Raw genomic sequence first — 20,177 nt, 5'->3', positions numbered from 1 at the left:
ACACATTAATTTATATCTTTAAATTTTAAAACCAAAAAATCTGATATGAAAAAACTTATTATAGCTCTTACTTTGCTAAGTATAATTGCTTGTAAAGATAATGAAGTAAAAAAAGAAGAGCCTAGTTTAATAGAAGCTGTACAAAATGTTAACAAACTGAATAAAGCTGCAGACTCGATGAAAGAGTATGAAAAGCAAACTGAAAAATTAAAAAAAATTAAACCCGTTTCTAACGAAGTATTCAAGCAGGTGCTTACTGAAGAATTAGGAAATCTGAAAAGAAGCAGTTTTAACGCAGGGAATGCCTCAATGGCGGGGTTAAGCTCCTCTGACGCAACATATGGAGACAGCAATGATAAGAATGTAAAAATCTCTATTTTTGATGGAGCAGGTGAATCAGGAAGTGCATTAATAGCAATAACTCATATGTCAATTGCCATGGACACAGAATCAATTGAGGGTACTAAAACTAAAAAAACAGAGGTAATCAATGGTGTTAGATCCATAACAGAAAACGACACTAATCCTGATTCATATAAGAGATCTTCGATAACTTTCATTTATAATGATAGATATCAGGTGAGCCTCGAAGGTAATAAAATGCCATTAGAAGAATTAAAGACTTATATACAAAAACTTAATTTCTCCAAATTGCCATAAGATATAAATTGCAATTTATAAAAAAGCAGTAAGGGTATTTAGAACATAAATTTGTTTTGAATACCCTTACTGCTTTTAATGCCTTTTCAAAATTTTATTATTTTAAAATCCTATTTATCTTAAAGTGATTTTATTTTTAAAAACTATCTTTGCAAAAACAACACCTATTACAACTACTATGAAAAATACACTTATTGCACCTTCAGTTTTGGCTGCCGATTTTGCTAACCTGCAACGGGATATCGAAATGATTAATAATAGTGAGGCCGATTGGTTCCACATTGATATCATGGATGGAGTTTTTGTACCTAACATCTCTTTTGGAATGCCGGTACTTGAAGCTATTTCACGACATGCAAAAAAAACAATAGATGTCCATTTAATGATTATCGACCCAGATCGTTACATTAAAACTTTTGCAGACTTAGGAGCAAATATCTTATGTGTACACTATGAAGCATGTACTCATTTACATAGAACATTGCAAGCGATTAAAGCCGAAGGAATGAAAGCTGGAGTTGCTCTAAATCCGCATACTAGTGTTGATTTACTCGAAGATGTTATTAATGACATTGACTTAGTTTGTATTATGAGTGTGAATCCTGGATTTGGCGGACAATCATTCATAGAAAACACTTATGATAAAGTAAGAAAGTTAAAAGAACTTATCAAGCGAAAAGGAGCTAATACTATTATTGAAATTGATGGTGGTGTTACCAATAAAAATGCAAAACAACTTGTAGAAGCTGGAGCAGATGTTCTAGTAGCAGGAAGTTATGTGTTTAAGGCCGCTGACCCAACTGAAACGATTAAAGATTTAAAAAAACTAACAAGTTTCTAAAGAAATAAAAAGTCCCAATCTAATCTTATAGATCGGGACTTTATTTTTACCTCATATACCATTTCACTACAGATTCATGAACAGCATTATAAAGTTCCACAATTGATGACATTACTTTTAGCCAAAACCTGTTACTTGCTATTTATAATTGCACTGTCAAAATAACAATCGTTTTTAATATCATTTGATTTCTCATTGCATACCATTTCATCTCAGTTTCCATCGACTTCTTTCAAATTAATTATACAACAGCTCTTACGGAAAACAGCTTTGATTTAACAGTGCTATTTATATAATCACTCACCGAAATCCCTATAAATTTTTTGAAGTTTTTTGAAAATGTAAATCGTGAATTAAACAAGCATTTTTCACCCAATGAGGCCACTGTGTAGCTATCAAGATACCCTTCCTTAATGAGTGATAATGCATAAGTTATTTTTACTAGATTACTAAAATCATTAATGGAATAGTGACAATAGTACTTGAATACAAACTCTAAATGACGTTTTGGTATTATTAAATTCTTGGACAAAGTACTTACGGTTAAAGTTGTCGTAGTCAACATAGGGACTGATTTCTGAAGGATTTGAATATCCGAAATAATGAAATCGATTCTCTTTGAAATAGTACTATACACTACTTTGTCTTTTTCTTCCACTGGCTTTAAAAGCTTTCTACTCCATACTAAAAACTCTGTTGACTCATTTAAATGCATGTTTTTCAACAAATAGTGTTCTCCGAATATTACAATTGGATTTTTAAACATGTAAATAAGTAGCAATAACCACAGTAATGATGAATACCTATAAAACGAACCTAAATTCATTTGAGCATTCGTTCCGCTTAATAAAAAATAATTAGAATAAACGAATAATAAAAAAGTTAAACTAATCATTAATAGTAACCAGGTCTTTATATGACTATAACTAATCATCTCAAGCATTGATGTGTTTTTTCGATACATAAACTTCTTGAAAAGAATAAGAATCAATATAAAGTAAAACGTAGAGTAGAAAAAAAAGAATATATAGCCGATTTCATATACCATATTTACAAAAACAAACAGTGTTGGTAAAATAAAATGTAAAAGTTCGTTTTTAAGTCGATCGTACCCTTGAATTAATCTTCTAAAGAATAAATAATAAATAGGAACAATATACAAAGCTAGAGATAATTTTTTCTTTAATGGGCTATATGAATTTTCTATAAGACCTAAAAATTCAATGCTGTAAATAAACCTTTGTATGCCTACAATAAACAAAATAAGCACAAAATAGATATTCGTCTTATGGTTTTCAATTTTATTAAAAATCATAAAACATGCGATCAAAATGCATAAAAAACCGACGAATAACGATATAAGGTCTAAAAACATGTGTCAAATAATCAAAATGTGTAACAAATATAAGTTTTGTAAAGATAAGATGTTGTTTGTATACTAGTATTATTGTTATTTGTTGAAAAATAATCAAACCCTCTTTTCTCCCATGAAAAAAATCTACCTAACCCTCTTCGCTTTTATCGCTATTGTTTTAACTACAAATGTCAATGCTCAAACGAATGTAACTTCTTCAGGAATGTCTATCCAAGGAATTGCCCGTGACGAAACCAATGCCGCAATAGCTAACATAGATCAGCTGGCATTGGTATTTACCGTTTACTATTTAGGTACTGGTAATAGTGAGCAAACTATTCTTACTAAAACCGCCAATGTAAAAACTGATAATTTTGGCGTATTCTCGTATGTATTGGATATAGACCAATTACAATATAATCAAATCAACACCCAATCTGCTTATTTGAAAGTGGTGCAAGGTAGCGTGGTCTTTTCGAACGAAAAATTACAAGCCGTTCCTTATGCTATTTTTGCACAAAACGGGGTACCTACTGGCTCTATAATGCCTTTTATAGGAACTGTAGCTCCTAATGGCTGGTTGCTTTGTAATGGAAGTACTTTTGCCGATAATGCAAATACAGCTAATTTGAAAGCATTATTAGGTAGTACGACTACGCCTAACCTAAATGGAATGTTTTTACGTGGAACTGGTACAGCAGCAAGTGGTAAAGTTGGACCTGCTTTAAAAGCGGTACAACAGGATGATTTAGGACAGCATTTACACTCAGTAAATCTGACTACTAGTACTAATGGCCTCCATGATCATAGTAATAATAGTGACTACAATAGAGCCTTAAAATATGATGGAGCAGCAACGGCTAATAGCACTGATACTTCAAATAATACGACGGAACCCAATCTATATTCATCTAAACAAATAGTAGGTGATGGAAATCACAACCATTCTGTTTCAGGTAGTACAGGCAACACAGGAATTACTGAAACCCGCCCAATCAATTATGGTGTAAACTATATTATCAAAATATAATCCTAATTGGCTTTGCTTTCCTATTTCTTACTATCCTAATAAAACCTACACATGACGAAATACATTTATGTGCTATGCTTACTGCTGTTAAGCTATAGCACGCTATTCGGTCAAGAACAAAAAGGGGTTGCCACTGTAATTAGTGCTGCAGCTTCTGAAAAAGAAAATCTCAATCTCACCTTAACGCGAAAGGTAAATGGCGTAGACAAAACATTTACCATACAAAGAGTAAGTTTACAAGTGGGAATGCCTTATATGGGGGTGACTGATAAGCCATATACCAATAACCCTACACAAAATTACACGAAAGATTTAGGTTTTCCTTGGGGAATTCGGTATCGATACAATACTTTTTCTGAGGATGCTTTTACGGTCTCTAAAGGTTATTTCAGTGATCGAATTGAAATCAACTGGGATATAAAAATGAACCGGGAAAAAATTATAAGTATATCGGTCTATCGCACAGAAGACATAGACAGTCCTAATCCAAATTGGGGGAAATCATTAAAAACACTAGCCGCAGATGCAGGTACATTTGTAGATACCAATATTGAAGGAGGTAAATTATATCGTTATAAAATAGCCGCAAAAGGAGTTGAAGTGGACGGTTTAGAAATTATTTACAGCACGTACATAACAGGAATAGGCTACAGAAACCCAACAGGCGTCATCACCGGTAATGTGAGTTATACTGGTGGAAATCCAGTAAAAGATGTCTTGGTTGTTGCCAATCCAACTGGCAGCAAACTAAGTTTTGGAAGTTCGTTAAAAGTACCAGCTGCGGGATATATTTCTGTACCGAGATTGAATAAAAGTTTAAAAGACTCCATTAGCTTACAAACATGGGTAAAACCTGAAACTGCTTTTAATAATGATGTATTAACTTTATACAGATTAGAAAGTGATGTCACCGAAAATTTAGACTTTAAAGTTAAAATGGCTTTGGTTGGAGGTAAAAATATACTTACTGTCTACTTAGGAAATCACAACATTACCTTGAGTGATTATATGCCAAGTGGTGAAATCGATAATAAAGGTGATGATATTTTAATACCAATTACTACTATAAATACTTCATTTACTCATTTTAGCGCGGTTATAAGAGACAATAAAATACCAGAACTTTATATCAATGGACGAGAAATCTCAGCAGCTTATGTGGCTAAAATGAATAGTATTTTTTCCCAAAACACCTTAACGGGTAAGCCCCCAACCGCTGCTTTTACAACTTCAAATACAACAATCAAATTAAATACATCGGTTAGTGGACATCCACAAACTTGGATTCATTATAAAATGGGTGGCGGAAAAACCGCTTATCTAGATGAATTTAGGGTGTGGGAAACAGCATTAAGTTCTTCCCAAATCAAACGAGATTATCGTCGTTATTTAAACGGAAACGAAGCTTTTCTGAACACCTATATTAGTGCCAATGAGAAAATTGGTGATTATGCGTATGACATGGCCCATACTGGTTTTAACTTTCATGGGAATGATGCCAAACTTACCAATTCTTTATTGACAACTGCGCAAACACCAAGCTTTGACAACAATACTAGCAATATCCCTACTAGCAGTCAATTGGGCGTTCTTGGGGTAAGTGATGAATTTGGGAATTATGTGATATCAGCAGTGCCTTATAGCGGTAATGGCGATTCATTTACGATCGTTCCTTCCTTAGGGAAACACGAATTCAATCCTACTCAGCAACTAGCCTTTTTAGGTGTTGGTTCTACGGTAGTAAATAGAGTTGATTTTACGGATAAATCTTCATTTGTATTTAAAGGAATTGCCGTTTACGACAGTAGAGGTGTTTTCCCCACTACTTCTGACGCTCCAATTACAGGGGACATTAAGGACGATGAAGTGTACAATGCCTACATAAAAGGCACTGTAAAATACCAAAAAGGAGAATATTGGGCCGAGAAAGATGCTACAGGAAAAATCACAAAATTAAATAGATATGCACAAATACCTGTTCCTGGTGCTTTTGTAAGTATTGATAATGTGCAAGCTATTGACGCAAATAATGTAGCCGTACAAACAGATATTAATGGTCGCTTTACCTTACAAGTGCCAATAGGCCAACATGCCATTAGTTTAACTAAAAGCGGACATACTTTTGATTTCGAAGGAAGATATCCCGCTAAAGAAAGCTCGGTAGTAAGTGGAGTAACCTATTATAGCAATACGTATCAAGACTTTTTTGAAGATCGAGATGAACCTATAACTTTTATAGATAACACAAAAGTTATAGTGATCGGTAGGGTTGTTGGAGGGACGATGCAAGCTGATAAAAAAATTGGCTTTGGTTATGACGGTAAGAAAACCTATACGTATAAAGATGCAGACAACATTAGTAGAACCACAATTTACACTTCTGAAAACAATATTGGTAAAGCACAACTAACTCTTGGTTACTTACCAACTGGCGCAACCAGTGTTACACCAGAATATAAATCTACCTTTCTAACCAATGTAGATACAGGTGAATACCGTGTTTCTTTATTACCCTTAAGCTACATGCTCTCTAAAAATGATTTGACCTTTACCAGTGGTAGAAACCCAAACAACACGCTACTTTTGGATGCTGATAGAAACATTAATTTCACTTCAATAAAAGGGGTACAATATCCAAAGTTTGTTCAAGGAAAAGATACCATTATTGGGCAACCTTATCAGGAAGTATTGAAATTTACGTATATCGCAAAACCAACACAAAAGGTATTAAGCCAAACATCTGACAAAACGATCCTTTCCGGCGGTACTACTTTCAACATAACAGCGCAGCAAACCACGCCAATTTATACCCAATTTGGCGATTACAGCATTCAGGTTCAAGGTCAGGAGTTGTATTATAACTATGATAAAAGTGTAACGTCACCCGTTGTGAACACGGTTCCAGTAGAAGGTGGAACATTAATTGTAACCAATAATCTTGCTTTAGAAAACAGTGAAAAATTAGTGGTTTCGGCCACTGATCCTAGTATATTGATATACACCTTTAAAGGAGGAACACCTAACACTGATGCGGCAAGCAATTTTAAAAGAACCCTAGATTTAAAATACCGATCCAACGGCGTGGATTATCCTCTTACGGGTTATAAAAGTGATGGTATTGTGATGGGAGGCGTTGCCGATGGTTCGCAAACCTTTGTTACCGCAGGTCCACAACTACCGGATATTATTTTAAGAGACCCTCCAGGTTCGGGCAGTTCTGCCACTATTGAAAAGGGATCTTCTTTCAGTTTTTCGAAAGAAAACACATCCAGTTCAAGTAATGGTACCGATTTGAATACTACTATTTCTCTCGGATTTAAAATGAGTTTAGGAGGAGGCTTGGCTGGACCTGTAATGGAAACAGAAAGCACCAACGATTTAACTACCGGGATAAGTACCGAACAAACTTCCACCAATGGAAAAAGTGTATCCACTACCTATAGCTTTAATCAAACGATTTCTACAAATGATGAAGCGGATTGGGTTGGAGGTGATGCAGATTTGTATATCGGATCGTCAGCGAATCAATTTTATGGAACCTATAACGAATTAGTAACCTCAACTACAGTTAATTCAACACCAATTTTGGTTGCCTACGCATCTGGAACGGCATCAAATGCCACAAAATTATACCCTAAAGTAAATAAAGCGATGTACTTTAATGAATCGCCAGAAAAGACCGTGTTTATGTACACGCAACATCATATCTTGAATGAAATTATACCTCAGTATTTAGATATTGTTAGCCAAATTGAATCTGGTGCTTTGGTTGAAAACCAGAATGGTGTGCTTAGCAAAAGTGCTTATAAATCGTCAATCAATCTTTGGAGAAAAATAATTCTGAATAATGAATTAACAAAATACCAAGCGCTTAAAGATAAAGACAAACTAAAAGCATCATTAAATTCCATTATAGAAAGTTTAAAAGACCCGGTTACCAAAACTTTATCCGACTCAGCTAAGCAGCTTAAAGATTTATTAAATAAGACTTTTTATGAAAACATTTCTTTTGATTCTGGTATTGGCGAACTGACCAAAAGTTTTGAAATTGGACGTTTAAGCAGCAGTTCCTATTCTTATGAATTACAGCTAGACGCTTCGGTTGTTGCATCTGTAGGTGCTACTTTTAACGAAACTGGTTTTGGCATGGAAAGCAGTACGAGCAGCGGTTCTGGAAATGGCAGTTCCTCTGAAGATAGCAGTGACGAAACCACAAACATCAGCTATACGCTAAAAGACCATGACATTAACAATATATTTAGTGTTGATGTAATCAATGCATTTGATGGCAATGGACCTGTTTTTATCACTAAAGGTGGACAAACCTCATGCCCTTATGAAGGAGCAGCACTCACTTATTTTTACAATCCTACCCACCCCAATGTCACCAATCCTTCAGCTACAATTATAGATTTGCCTGAAACTTCTCGTGTGCCTTTGACGGTAGCCACAATTGCTTTAGAAAAACCTGAAATAACAGTAGTCGCATCCGATGTTGCTGGCATATATGATGGTAGAAATGCCGAATTTATACTCCAGCTTCGTAATACTAGCACGGCAAATAAAGATGCTACTTTTAAATTAGTAGTAGATCAAGCAAGCAACCCAGACAATGCTGAAATCAATATTGAGCCTAATGGAACTTTTATCAATATTCCAGCTGGAAAAACGGTTTCATACACCATGACACTCAAGAAAGTTAAACAAGATCAGTTTGACTATAAAAATATCAAAGTGTCTCTAGAATCTCTTTGTGACGAAAATGCCACAGCTAATGTGCTCGTGTCGGCTAATTTTGTCCCTGCTTGTTCTCCAGTAGCTATTATATCTCCATCGAACAACTGGTTATTGAACAGGAATACAGCATTTACTACGACAACTACTAAACCTATCAATATCAAGTTAGGAGATTTCAACACCAGTTTTGCCAGTTTCCAAAAAATCAATTTAGAGTACCGATTAAAAGGTACACCAGATTGGATTGGTTTAAGAACATTTTATAAAACGCAGCAAGATTACACTATTGCTTATACTGGTGGAGATACCAATATAGAATTGATTGTTGGTACCGAATTAAATTATGCTTGGGACATTGCTGCACTGGGTTTAGCCAATGGAAACTATGAGTTAAGAGCTCGCACTAGTTGTAATAACCAAACTGCCTTCGAATCTAAAATCATAGAAGGACAGGTTGCTCTTACCGCTCCGGTACTTTTTGGCACACCAACTCCAAAAAACGGAATCTTAGGTTTGGGAGATGATTTAACTTTACGATTTAATGAGCCTATTAAAACCAATGGCACTGTAACTAAATTTGAATTTTTGATCCAAAAAAACCAGAGTCCTTCGGCACATGAAGTATCACTCGCTTTTAACGGTTCAAACAATACGGCAACCATAAATAAACCTGCTATTACCACTGGCGATTTTAGTATCGAGTTTTGGTTAAAAAACAGCAGTCTTGCTGGAACTTCAACCTTATTAACCCAAGATTCTGGAATCAAAGTAGAATTAATAGACAGCAGTTTAAAATACACTATTGGCGGTCAAAGTATTAGTACAACTATCGCAAAAGACAATACATTTAATCATTATGCACTTTCTTATGATGCTACGGCGAAAAAGCTAACCGTCATAGAGAATGACAAAGAAAAAGCAACAAAAACGCTTGACGCAAAATTAAGTTTCACGAATGAGAACCCTATTATCTTTGGAGGAAACACTTTCAAAGGGAATCTTCACGATATACGATTTTGGAAAAGCAATATTAGCAGAGAAGCTTCTGTAGCCAATATGAACAGCTCCTTAAATGGTAACGAAACGAACCTGATAGGTTATTGGCCAATAAATGAAGGTAGTGGATTACTTGCTAATGACTTGGCTCGATACAAACACCTTGTTATTGCTAATACCAACTGGGATATTAGCCCAAAAGGGACCGCTTATGCTTTTAATGGAAGCAATTACTTAACCCTGTCAGAGGCATCCAAAGTAATTATTTCTAAAGAAACAGATGCTACACTTTCTTTTTGGATGAAAACCAACCAAACAGCTACAGCAACTCTTTTGTCCAACGGTAAAGGAGATGATACTGATGCTCTGGAAGGCAATGGATTTAGAAACAAATGGGCGATAAGCTTGAATGCCAATGGTACCCTAGAATTACGTGCTGAAGCAAAAACATTTTCATTTGGTAATGTAAAAGTAAACAACAATAGCTGGCATCATATTGCATTAAGTTTATCCAGAAATGGTTCTGTAAGAATGTATATTGATGGGAATCAGCTAGAGTCCTATGCTAGTGTGGATATAGGCGGATTTTCTTCTTCCACTATCTTTATTGGAGCTCGTGGACAAATCAGTTCTTCAAGCATAGACCAAAAATATGTGGGCTTGATAGACGAATTGTGTCTTTGGGAAACTGCTCGTAATGCAGATCAAATAAAGGCGGATCAATATCATGAAATTGATTATAAAAGTACGGGACTCCTACTTTATTCCACTTTTAATAAACCGGATATTACAACTGCATCTGGGCCTAAATATTACTATCCGCTAAACACTTTTGAAAAAACAAGCACTTATGCTTCATTAAACAATAGCGCACTTGCTTTTACAGATGAAACACCCGCTATTAAACCGCTTCGACCTACCGAATCAATTGTGGTAAATGCGGTGATTAACGGCGATGCAATAGCCTTGAACCCTCAAATTACCGATTGGGCAAGCATTGAAGGAAAAGTGGCTTATATTACCGTTTCGAATCTTAATGACATGGCAGATAACAGGCAGCAATCGCCCGTTACCTGGAGTGCGTTAATTAATAAAAACCCTATGAAATGGTTTGTAGAGGGGCAAAATGACATTGTTAATTTAGTAAAAAGAGCCAATGAAAGCCTCAGTTTTGACATTACCATTATTAACAGAGGAGGAACCACACAACCGTACAACATAGAGTTGCCTTATTGGTTAACATTGACTGCAAGCTCTGGAACTCTTGCACCAAACACAAAACTAACGCTCAAAGCGACCGTTGATAATAATTTGGCTATCGGAAATTACAATACCATTTTATCTTTAGCTACTAGTTATGGCTATAACGAAAAGTTGCAAATAGACTTAAGGGTATTAGAAAAAGAACCAATTCTTGATTTAGATCCTAGTAAATTTAGTCAATCAATGAATATCATTGGAAAAGTAAAAATAGACAACATTTTTACAGATGATCTTTACGATAAAGTAGTTGCCACCGTTAACGGCGAAATTCGTGGCGTTACTAGTGTCGTTTATGACGCAAGTTTTAAAGAGTATTTTGTTTATCTAACGGTGTACAGTAATGAATTTAATGGTGAAACGATTTCATTCTATATCTGGGATGCTTCTGACGGAAAATTGAAAGAGGCCACTATGGACAGTAAATTTGCTATTCCCTATGTGCCTGACCAAATTTCAGGAACATATACCAATCCTTCTATTTTTGATAACACAACAGTAACTGGCCAACAATTAGCCCTTAATCAAGGCTGGACATGGACTTCTTTTAACGTAACCGATGCTCGATTTGGTAATTTAAATGCGCTTACGTCAAACCTTGTTTTGAAAACATCCGACTTAATAAAGTCAAATGCTCCAGCGCTATTTGATGCTTATGAGGTTAACACAACTAATTCAGCCCAAAGCGGATGGTCAGGAACTGTTTCTAGTAATGGAGGAATTTCAACCAATAACATGTACAAAATCAAATTATCGACGGCTCAAAAGTTAAACACGAAAGGCGTCCCTGTTGATTTAAATACTTGGTCTTTTAGTTTAAACCAAAATTGGAACTGGCTCCCTTATGTGGTTTCTAAAAACACACCAATAACGGATGCGTTAGCTAACCTAAATGCGAGTGATGGCGACCTTATAAAATCACAATCGGCATTTGCCATTTACAGCCCCTCGACAGGATGGAAAGGTTCGTTGACTTATTTAAAAGTGGGCGAAGGATACATGTTAAACACCAGTGTAGCACAAAAGATGACGTATCCTGAATACTTGAACAGAGCAACTAATAAAAAAATAGCTCAAAACAAAGGATTAATAAGCGATACAGAAAATGAGGTTTTGACCAATCAGTATGCTCAATTTCCAAATACCATGAGTGCAGTCGTAAAACTACCCAACGGCTTTGAAAATCTGACTTTTTATAATGAGGATGGCCAATTAAGAGGAAACGCTACGACTCAAAATATTGAAGGCACCAATCTGGCTTTTATCACTATTTTTGGTAATCAAGCAGAAACACTGAGAGCCTTTATTGGAAATGGAAACAGCGCACAAGCTACAACTAAATCTATCAGTTTTGCGTCAGATGCTATATTAGGTAGTCTTTCTAATCCAGTGCTAATTGAGCTGTTGGACGAGAAAATAAGCATCTTCCCCAACCCTTTCTATCACGAACTTGAAATAGCAATTGAAACCAAAGAGAAAGGCAATGCTGAACTAATGATTTACAACATGCTCAGTCAAATGGTATATAAAAATACTTTTAAAATAAATTCAGAAAAAAACATTTTAAAAATACAACCCGCTATTCCAAGTGGTGTTTATCTTCTTCAATTGCAAATCGCAGGCAAAACGATAATCGAAAAAATAATAAAGCACTAAAATAAAAATTCCGTGACAAGCTGATTTAAAAATTCATGACACGAAAAAAAAACTTTAATATGAAAAAAATAGTCTTTTGCTTTATACTAGCGTTACTTCAGTTTACCAACATGAGGGCACAAGCACCCACTTGGTCAGTGAATGAAAATGATTATCAGTATACGATGACCTTTGTAGCAAAACTTAATGTGGATGGAAAACAATTAACGAATCCAAAAGACAAAGTAGCTGCCTTTGTTGGTGCTACATGTCGAGGATTAAGTGGTGTTACCTATGTCGCAAATGAAAAAACCTATTATGCTTTTCTGACGGTATTTTCAAACACACAAGGAGAAAACATAAGCTTTAAACTGTACGATAGTGCAACCGACAAAATTGCCACGGTTAGCAAACAAGTTGTATTTACAGTAAATGAGCATAAAGGGAATCTATTTCAATCTTACAGCATAGCAGAACCTGCGCTTAATGACAAGTCCGAAATTCTAACGTTTGATTTTATGGACACTAAAAGTGTCTCATCAGTTATTAACAGTGGTAAGATCAACATCACCTTGTATGAAAGTTACGCTTTAACTGCGCTAAAACCAGTATTCACCTTGAGTAAAGGTGCGAAATTGTTGAAAAACAGAATTGTACAAAAATCGGGGGAGATTACAGATAATTATTCTTCAACAATAACATATGAAGTCCTGTCTGAAGATGAATCAAGTCTGAGTAATTATGCGGTTGTTATAAATCAAACCGCTACTCCAACCTTGTTCTATAAAAAAGATGCCGTTTGTGATATAGATGGTGTGATAAAAGTGGTATCTGTACAAGAAGGTGCTTCAGTGGTACTAACAGCTAATGGGAAAACGATTTTAACCAAACAGATTACAAATGGAGAAGCTCTTTTTTCAGATCTTGAAACGGACTCTTATATAGTAACAATAGGGAATGAATGGAAGCTAATAAACATTATATTAAAAGAAAAATAACAATGAAAAAAATTAAAAAAAGCTTGAAGATTGTCGGAGCCCTAATCGTTCTTTTTTTATTCTCAGGATGCAAAGCAGATTCATTACCCTGCAGAAGTGTCCCACAAGGAGATTTTGTATTAGTGAAATAATTTTCTCAGTTAAAAACCTTGACATTAATCAAAATCAGGAAACTATTTTTATTATAACTGATTGGCTTTTATTAGCCGGAAAACTAAAAGAAAAGAAGTATTCTTGATGGATTTAAACGAAATGAGCACGATAGAATATCGAGCTCATTATTATCAAAATTAATTATAAACTTGTTCAACCTTCTGGGTTCAGTATAACTGTTACATTAAAACTTTTGCAGACTTAGGAGCAAATATCTGATGCGTACACTATGAAGCATGTACCTATTTACATAGAACATTGCAAGCGAAAAGGAGCCAATACTATTATTGACATTTACGGTGGTGTTACCAATAAAAATGCAAAACAACTTGTAGAAGCTGGAGCAGATGTTCTAGTAGCCTGTAGTTATGTGTTTAAGGCTGAAAACCCTACCGAAACTATTGCCAATTTGAAAAAGTTGACAACCATTTAAAACAATGGTTTTTTATAAAACAAATATAATTCCCGTGCTTGAAGTTTAGCACGGGAATTTCTTTTATATCTCTTCTTTGTATTGCTCCACTAAATATTTTATCAAATCTGTTGTAGTAACGATGCCAACCAATGCCTCATTATCACACACTGGCAATGCATGAAATTCATTTTTAGATAAGATTTCAGCAGCTTCTTTTATAGTAGTTTCTGGAGAAATCACAATTATATCTTTGGCCATTACCTGTCCCACAGAAAACATATTAAATACAATAGACTCCACATGCTGTGCTTCGTTATCGACCGCATCAGCATAGGACACTCGTAGCAAATCAGTATAACTGAGTAACCCTACTATTTTGTATTCATTAACAACTGGAATATGCCTAATATTATGCTTTTTAAATAAGGCCTCGGCTTTGGTTAAATTATCCGAAAGATTCAGCTTAATTATATTTTTAGTCATAATTACGGACACTGGTACATTCTGTTTCATGACATCATCGTTTTTAATTAAACTTAAATTTACAACTAAAAACGCAAATCACAACAAACTGCCACAATCAAAAATCGATAGCGATCAATAATTTCACAATTAGTAAGGGTGTAGATATCTTTCTAAAAACCTGAATTTTAGGAATTAGAATTTTTTTCGTCGAAATTAATCATCTCCCTAACATAATTATAAAGCTCTGGGAACTCTTTCTTGAAAACGTGAGGTGTTTCGAAGAAATGTTCTAAAATCACGGCCAAAAATTCCACTTGGTTTGTATAAGCATAAATCCTGAAGTAATTAGAGGAGATAACCTGCTCCAGTATCTTAGGTTGTACTAAGTATTCTTGTATTTTAACATAAGTACTCGAAAAAACAACACCGCTTTGATCCCTACTCTTCAAACCATGAAAGTACAGAGCGTGAGCAAACTCATGTATCCCTAAGTTTAGATTGTCATTATCGCAATAATATCCTTCCTGAAAGTCTTTCCATGAGAAAACCACAGCTTTCAATCGTGGATTAAATTCGCCCTTGTGGTACTCATTACGTATTGTAGACAAATAAGGTTCGGGATAAATAATTATTTTATTAAAAACGGCAATCAGATAATGTCGCATCCCAAAAGTCAACATTACATATGTAGCAGCGATTACAACTTTGCTATGCTCTGTTACAATAAAATCACCTTTTCCAAAAAATTTGTATTTAGCGATAAAAGTAGCCGTACGATGCTCAAAAAAAAGCTTCTTCTTAGCCGATAAATTTTGGTAAAAAACACTTTCTTTCCTTAAAACAGCTCGCTGTCCAGGATTAAGTTTTCGCTTAAACGGATACCAATGAATATAAAGCGGTTTATTAAAAATTAGCACATATACTGGTTCGACAATTAATATGACGACAATAATGCCAAGCAGAACAATTAGAAAAAATTGAATAACACTAATCATCTTTACTTTATTTGTGGTGTTGCATCTTCAAAACTATCATATTTAAAAACAAATAAGCAACAAAATGGTAAAACTTATCTTTCAAATGTTACTTTCATTTTATTGGCCACGAAAGGATTTAAACCTGCACCCTTAACCACTTAACAGACATCTTAAATAACTCCACTGAAATAACAAAAAAACAAACTTAATAATCAATAAATCATGCATTTACAAACTTTTTTAAAGACTCTAAACAGTGGCACAAATAGAATACATTACTAAAATAGTTTGGCAAGTTCTAAAAACAAAAAAAAAACACAAACCTTTACTAATAAAGAGTTTGTGTTGTTAAATGTGGCCGCGACAGGGTTCGAACCTGCAACCCTCAGAGTCGAAATCTGATATTCTATCCAGTTGAACTACGCAGCCTAATAAATTGCTGATTTTGGATTAACAAATCTCGATTTTAGAACTAAAATCTTTGAACCTATTTTCCAAATTCAGCAACTATATCTTAAACTAAAAGTTTCTTTACAATTGCAGAGATTGTTTTTCCCTCGGCAGTTCCTCCAAGTTGAGCTGACGCTAATCCCATCACTTTACCCATAGAAGCAATTCCTGAAGCACCTGTTTCAGCAATGATTTTTGCAATTACTACTTCAACTTCTGCTTCGCTCAATTGCGCGGGTAAGAATTTCTCAATTACTGCGATTTGTGCCAATTCTGGTTCAGCTAAATCCATACGGTTTTGCTCCGTGAAAATTTTAGCACTGTCCTTACGGGTTTTTACTAATCTTTGAAGTAATTTAATCTCGTCTGCTGACGAGATTTCTTCTTTTGAACCTGAAGCTGTCTGAGCTAAAAGAATTTCAGATTTAATCGCTCTTAAAGCTTCTAAAGCTACTGTGTCTTTAGCTCTCATGGCAGTTTTAATATCGTCCATGATTTGTACTGATAAACTCATTTTTGTTTTTATTTGATTAAGCAATGCTGCTTAGTTTACTTATTAGTGATTTGCGCAAAAAGCTTTTTTCATTTGCCCCTGATGGTAGTGAAAAGCCTTTTATGAGAAATTGCGTTTTTTCTTGAACTTAAAAAGCGACCAAAGGAAGCTCTTTTAAGGACTTTGAAAAAAGCATTTTTGAGAAAAAGCTTGAAACGACAGCAGGATTTAGGCTCATAAAATAAAACCCCACATTGTGTGTGCGAAGATAAAAAAAATAACCCGAAAATTAAATTCAATTTTCGGGTTAAATCATATTGGTTTATGTGAATGTTAATCTACATTGTCATGTAAAAAAGAGTTGTTAGAACGCAACTGTAAATCGTTGTTGCTATCAGTCCCAACTGAGATTCTCGAATTTGTATTGTTTGACTGTGTATTTGAAATATCTATCCCTAATCTTTTATAGGCAGGTTCTTTTTCGTACTCATCAATTTTAGAAACATTGTTATGAAACTTATAATTGAATTCTTTTAGTTTCTTTCTTCTCTCATCAGCTCTAAGCTTCAAAGTTTCTTCAATTGTCATTTCCATAGGAGAAATTTCCTCGAATCTAGAAGGCGCCTCTGTAGTCTTATCAACTTGCTTCATTGTAATATTTAACTCTGCAGGAATGACTTCTTCCACTACTTTTGCTACTGGTTTAGATGTCGAAAAATTATCCTCAGCGTCCATATACTCTTCAAGAGAATATTTGATAATTCCTTTGTCTGTTACTTCAGTCACAGGCACAAATTGAACTGGTTGATTTACCTTAATCTCACGTGTTTCGTTAGTCACTTCAAACAATACTTTATCCTCTTCCACTTTTTGTACTGGTTCAGGTTTGTGTATTGGCAAATCAAAAGAGAAAGTAGTTTGTTCTTGTCTTTCTACCGCTTTAGGCTGTTGTACTTCTTTTACTTCTGCCGCTTTTGGAGAAGTAAAAGTGAAATCAATATCCTTAATAGGAGAAACGATTTCGAATGTAACATCTAAGTTCTTAATAAACTCAGACATTGCCATTAAGTCTTCGTTTCCTGCAACAGGAACAATAGCTTCTGGAGTTTCATCGTCTTCTACTAAATCAAAAACAACTCTATCATCAGAATTTGAAACCGTTTTCTCAGCATTTAAATCAAATGCCGCTACTGTATTCTGTGATAGATTATGAACACTTCTTTGCTCATCCTCTAATGTATGAATTATTTTTTTTGGCTCTGTATTTACAATTCCGTTTTGTTGTTCAATATCAAATCCAGTAGCGATAATAGTAACTGCAATGGCATCACCCAATGTTTCGTCTTCACCAACACCCATAATAATATTGGCATTGTGACCCGCTTCATTTTGAATATGGTCATTAATTTCCCCTATTTCATCTAAAGTGATTTCATTAGAACCTGAAACGATGAGCAACAATACGTTTTTGGCACCAGTGATTTTATTATCATTTAGTAAAGGAGAATCTAAAGCAGACACAATCGCCTCTTTGGCTCTGTTTTCACCTTCGGAAACAGCCGATCCCATTATCGCAGTTCCGCTATTAGACAAAACTGTCTTAGCATCACGTAAATCGATGTTTTGAGTATAGTGATGTGTTATAACTTCTGCAATTCCTCTGGACGCAGTAGCCAAAACCTCATCCGCTTTTGAAAACCCAGCTTTGAAACCAAGATTTCCGTATACTTCTCTTAATTTATTATTGTTGATAACAATTAAAGAGTCTACTTGTTTGCGTAGTTTCTCGATTCCTATTTTAGCTTGCTCTTGACGAACTTTACCTTCAAATAAGAATGGAAGTGTTACAATACCTACAGTAAGAATTTCTCTTTCTTTAGCTAATTGTGCAATTACTGGCGCAGCACCTGTCCCGGTACCACCACCCATTCCTGCAGTGATAAAAACCATCTTGGTATTGCGATCCAACATCTTTTCGATTTCAGCGATACTTTCTATAGCTGATTGTTGACCCACGTCAGGATTTGCTCCTGCACCAAGTCCTTCAGTTAAGTTCACACCTAGCTGAATTTTATTAGGAACTGAACTGCTTTGTAATGCCTGAGAATCAGTATTACAAACAATAAAGTCTACTCCTTTAATTCCTTGTTTAAACATGTGGTTTATAGCGTTGCTTCCGCCTCCACCTACACCAATTACTTTGATTACATTTGATTGGTTTTTTGGTAAATCAAATGAAATACTTCCAAATTCTGAGTTGCTCATCATTTTATTTGGTTTTTGATATTAATTATTAATTGTTGTATTTTTTCTTTGGGTCGATGCCCTTATTCTGCGTTATCTAAAAAATCTTTAATCTTGTCAACATAACGATCAAAAAATGATCTTTTTATTTTGTCTCCAGTAGATTCTTCTTTATTCGCTTTAGTTCTTGTTTGAACCTCTTCCTCTTCCTCTTCTTCTCTTCTATCATAACTTTCAACAACAGGAGCGCGATAAACCGCTGCTTTTGGTGGAGCTATCTCATCCATTCTAACTGCACTTTGTGTTTTATTCTCAATGCTGTTCATTACTAGTCCTACTGCTGTTGCATATAATGGGCTAGAGAATTCTTCGTCAGAGTCACCAGCTAAATGCTCGTTTGGATATCCTATTCTGGTATCCATCCCTGTAATGTATTCTACTAACTGTTTAATATGTTTCAACTGCGCACCACCACCTGTAAGAACGATTCCTGCAATTAATTTCTTGCGAGGGTCTTCATGTCCATACGCTTTGATTTCCGTAAAAACTTGCTCCACAATCTCCACAACACGTGCGTGAATTATTTTTGACAAGTTTTTTAAAGAAATTTCTTTTGGCTCCCTTCCTCTTAATCCAGGAATAGAAACAATTTCGTTATCTCTATTTTCACCAGGCCAAGCTGAACCAAATTTTACTTTTAATAATTCTGCTTGTTTTTCGATGATTGAACATCCTTCTTTTATATCATCAGAAATCACATTTCCTCCAAAAGGGATTACTGCCGTATGGCGTATAATTCCGTCTTTAAAAATAGCTAAATCTGTTGTTCCTCCACCAATATCGATTAAGGCAACTCCAGCTTCTTTTTCTTCTTGACTCAATACAGCGTCAGAAGATGCTAATGGTTCCAATGTCAATCCGGACAATTCAATTCCTGAACTTTGGATACAACGCCCCACATTTCTAATTGATGATGCTTGTCCTACTACAACGTGAAAACTAGATTCTAATCTTCCGCCGTACATTCCTATAGGCTCTTTGATTTCAGATTGACCATCAATTTTAAATTCTTGAGGTAATACATGAATTATTTCTTCCCCTGGCAACATGGCCAATTTATTCACTTGATCAATTAGAAGTTGAATATCAGCTCCTCCTATCACTTCTTCAGGATTATTTCTACTGATATAATCCGTATGCTGAATACTGCGTATGTGTTGACCTGCAATACCTACTACAACATCCTTAATTTTATAACCTGAATTATTCTCAGCTTCTTGAATTGCTTGTTGGATTGATTGAATGGTTTGTGTAATATTATTTACCACTCCTCTGGCAACACCTAAACTTTTAGATTTACCAACTCCTAGAATCTCCAATTTACCATATTCATTTTTCTTGCCTATCATGGCAACGATTTTTGTAGTCCCAATATCTAGACCCACTGCAACATTCTCTTTTTCCATTAT

General features: G+C 35.0%; 11 protein-coding genes, 1 tRNA gene and 1 pseudogene. 6 read left to right on the top strand and 7 right to left on the bottom strand.

Annotated features, from left to right (window positions below; translation table 11 throughout):
* Positions 1-45: 45 nt before the first annotated feature.
* The gene (locus QO182_RS05665) at positions 46-660 is read left to right on the top strand and encodes a hypothetical protein (RefSeq protein WP_371560396.1); all 615 of its coding nucleotides are present in this window, start codon (positions 46-48) and stop codon (positions 658-660) included.
* A 178-nt stretch (positions 661-838) separates the two neighbouring features.
* On the top strand, positions 839-1,501 hold the full coding sequence (gene rpe / locus QO182_RS05660) for a ribulose-phosphate 3-epimerase (RefSeq protein WP_371560395.1): 663 nt from the start codon (positions 839-841) through the stop codon (positions 1,499-1,501).
* 241 nt (positions 1,502-1,742) lie between these two features.
* On the opposite strand, the gene QO182_RS05655 is transcribed toward rpe, so the two are convergent.
* Complete coding sequence (locus QO182_RS05655; RefSeq protein ID WP_371560393.1) at positions 1,743-2,444, bottom strand: helix-turn-helix domain-containing protein; 702 nt, start codon at positions 2,442-2,444, stop codon at positions 1,743-1,745.
* 544 nt (positions 2,445-2,988) lie between these two features.
* Here QO182_RS05655 and QO182_RS05650 point away from each other — a divergent pair.
* The 4 genes and pseudogenes from QO182_RS05650 to QO182_RS05635 form a co-directional block, all read left to right on the top strand.
* Positions 2,989-3,885, top strand: coding sequence for a tail fiber protein (locus tag QO182_RS05650; RefSeq protein WP_371560391.1), 897 nt, complete (start codon positions 2,989-2,991; stop codon positions 3,883-3,885).
* Between the two features lie 51 nt (positions 3,886-3,936).
* The gene (locus QO182_RS05645; RefSeq protein ID WP_371560388.1) at positions 3,937-12,534 is read left to right on the top strand and encodes a LamG-like jellyroll fold domain-containing protein; all 8,598 of its coding nucleotides are present in this window, start codon (positions 3,937-3,939) and stop codon (positions 12,532-12,534) included.
* A 59-nt stretch (positions 12,535-12,593) separates the two neighbouring features.
* On the top strand, positions 12,594-13,511 hold the full coding sequence (locus QO182_RS05640) for a hypothetical protein (RefSeq protein WP_371560386.1): 918 nt from the start codon (positions 12,594-12,596) through the stop codon (positions 13,509-13,511).
* Between the two features lie 333 nt (positions 13,512-13,844).
* A pseudogene (locus QO182_RS05635) lies at positions 13,845-14,097 on the top strand (ribulose-phosphate 3-epimerase); the annotation flags it as partial.
* Positions 14,098-14,160: 63 nt separating this feature from the next.
* Here the strand turns inward: QO182_RS05635 and QO182_RS05630 are convergent.
* From QO182_RS05630 to ftsA, 6 genes are all read right to left on the bottom strand, one after another.
* Complete coding sequence (locus QO182_RS05630; protein WP_371560384.1) at positions 14,161-14,592, bottom strand: CBS domain-containing protein; 432 nt, start codon at positions 14,590-14,592, stop codon at positions 14,161-14,163.
* Between the two features lie 137 nt (positions 14,593-14,729).
* The gene (locus QO182_RS05625) at positions 14,730-15,539 is read right to left on the bottom strand and encodes a zinc-dependent peptidase (RefSeq protein ID WP_371560382.1); all 810 of its coding nucleotides are present in this window, start codon (positions 15,537-15,539) and stop codon (positions 14,730-14,732) included.
* 337 nt (positions 15,540-15,876) lie between these two features.
* Positions 15,877-15,950: transfer RNA gene (locus QO182_RS05620), tRNA-Arg, on the bottom strand.
* A gap of 85 nt (positions 15,951-16,035) precedes the next feature.
* Positions 16,036-16,485 (bottom strand): GatB/YqeY domain-containing protein, encoded by a 450-nt coding sequence (locus tag QO182_RS05615; protein WP_371560380.1) that lies wholly within the window; start codon positions 16,483-16,485, stop codon positions 16,036-16,038.
* A 312-nt stretch (positions 16,486-16,797) separates the two neighbouring features.
* Positions 16,798-18,732 carry a cell division protein FtsZ gene (gene ftsZ / locus QO182_RS05610; RefSeq protein WP_371560378.1) on the bottom strand — a complete coding sequence of 645 codons (1,935 nt, stop codon included), beginning with the start codon at positions 18,730-18,732 and terminating at the stop codon, positions 16,798-16,800.
* Positions 18,733-18,791: 59 nt separating this feature from the next.
* Positions 18,792-20,174, bottom strand: coding sequence for a cell division protein FtsA (gene ftsA / locus QO182_RS05605; protein WP_371535925.1), 1,383 nt, complete (start codon positions 20,172-20,174; stop codon positions 18,792-18,794).
* Positions 20,175-20,177 lie beyond the last annotated feature (3 nt).

The organism is Flavobacterium sp. Arc2, from assembly GCF_041431385.1.
GTDB lineage: Bacteria > Bacteroidota > Bacteroidia > Flavobacteriales > Flavobacteriaceae > Flavobacterium.
Note: the sequence above shows the minus strand (reverse complement) of the source record. Positions and strands in the feature narration are given on the sequence as shown.

Coding starts and splice junctions, on each gene's coding strand:
- QO182_RS05665 (WP_371560396.1), top strand. CDS start 46: ATGAAAAAACTTATTATAGCTCTTACTTTGCTAAGTATAATTGCTTGT.
- rpe (WP_371560395.1), top strand. CDS start 839: ATGAAAAATACACTTATTGCACCTTCAGTTTTGGCTGCCGATTTTGCT.
- QO182_RS05655 (WP_371560393.1), bottom strand. CDS start 2,444: ATGCTTGAGATGATTAGTTATAGTCATATAAAGACCTGGTTACTATTA.
- QO182_RS05650 (WP_371560391.1), top strand. CDS start 2,989: ATGAAAAAAATCTACCTAACCCTCTTCGCTTTTATCGCTATTGTTTTA.
- QO182_RS05645 (WP_371560388.1), top strand. CDS start 3,937: ATGACGAAATACATTTATGTGCTATGCTTACTGCTGTTAAGCTATAGC.
- QO182_RS05640 (WP_371560386.1), top strand. CDS start 12,594: ATGAAAAAAATAGTCTTTTGCTTTATACTAGCGTTACTTCAGTTTACC.
- QO182_RS05630 (WP_371560384.1), bottom strand. CDS start 14,592: ATGAAACAGAATGTACCAGTGTCCGTAATTATGACTAAAAATATAATT.
- QO182_RS05625 (WP_371560382.1), bottom strand. CDS start 15,539: ATGATTAGTGTTATTCAATTTTTTCTAATTGTTCTGCTTGGCATTATT.
- QO182_RS05615 (WP_371560380.1), bottom strand. CDS start 16,485: ATGAGTTTATCAGTACAAATCATGGACGATATTAAAACTGCCATGAGA.
- ftsZ (WP_371560378.1), bottom strand. CDS start 18,732: ATGATGAGCAACTCAGAATTTGGAAGTATTTCATTTGATTTACCAAAA.
- ftsA (WP_371535925.1), bottom strand. CDS start 20,174: ATGGAAAAAGAGAATGTTGCAGTGGGTCTAGATATTGGGACTACAAAA.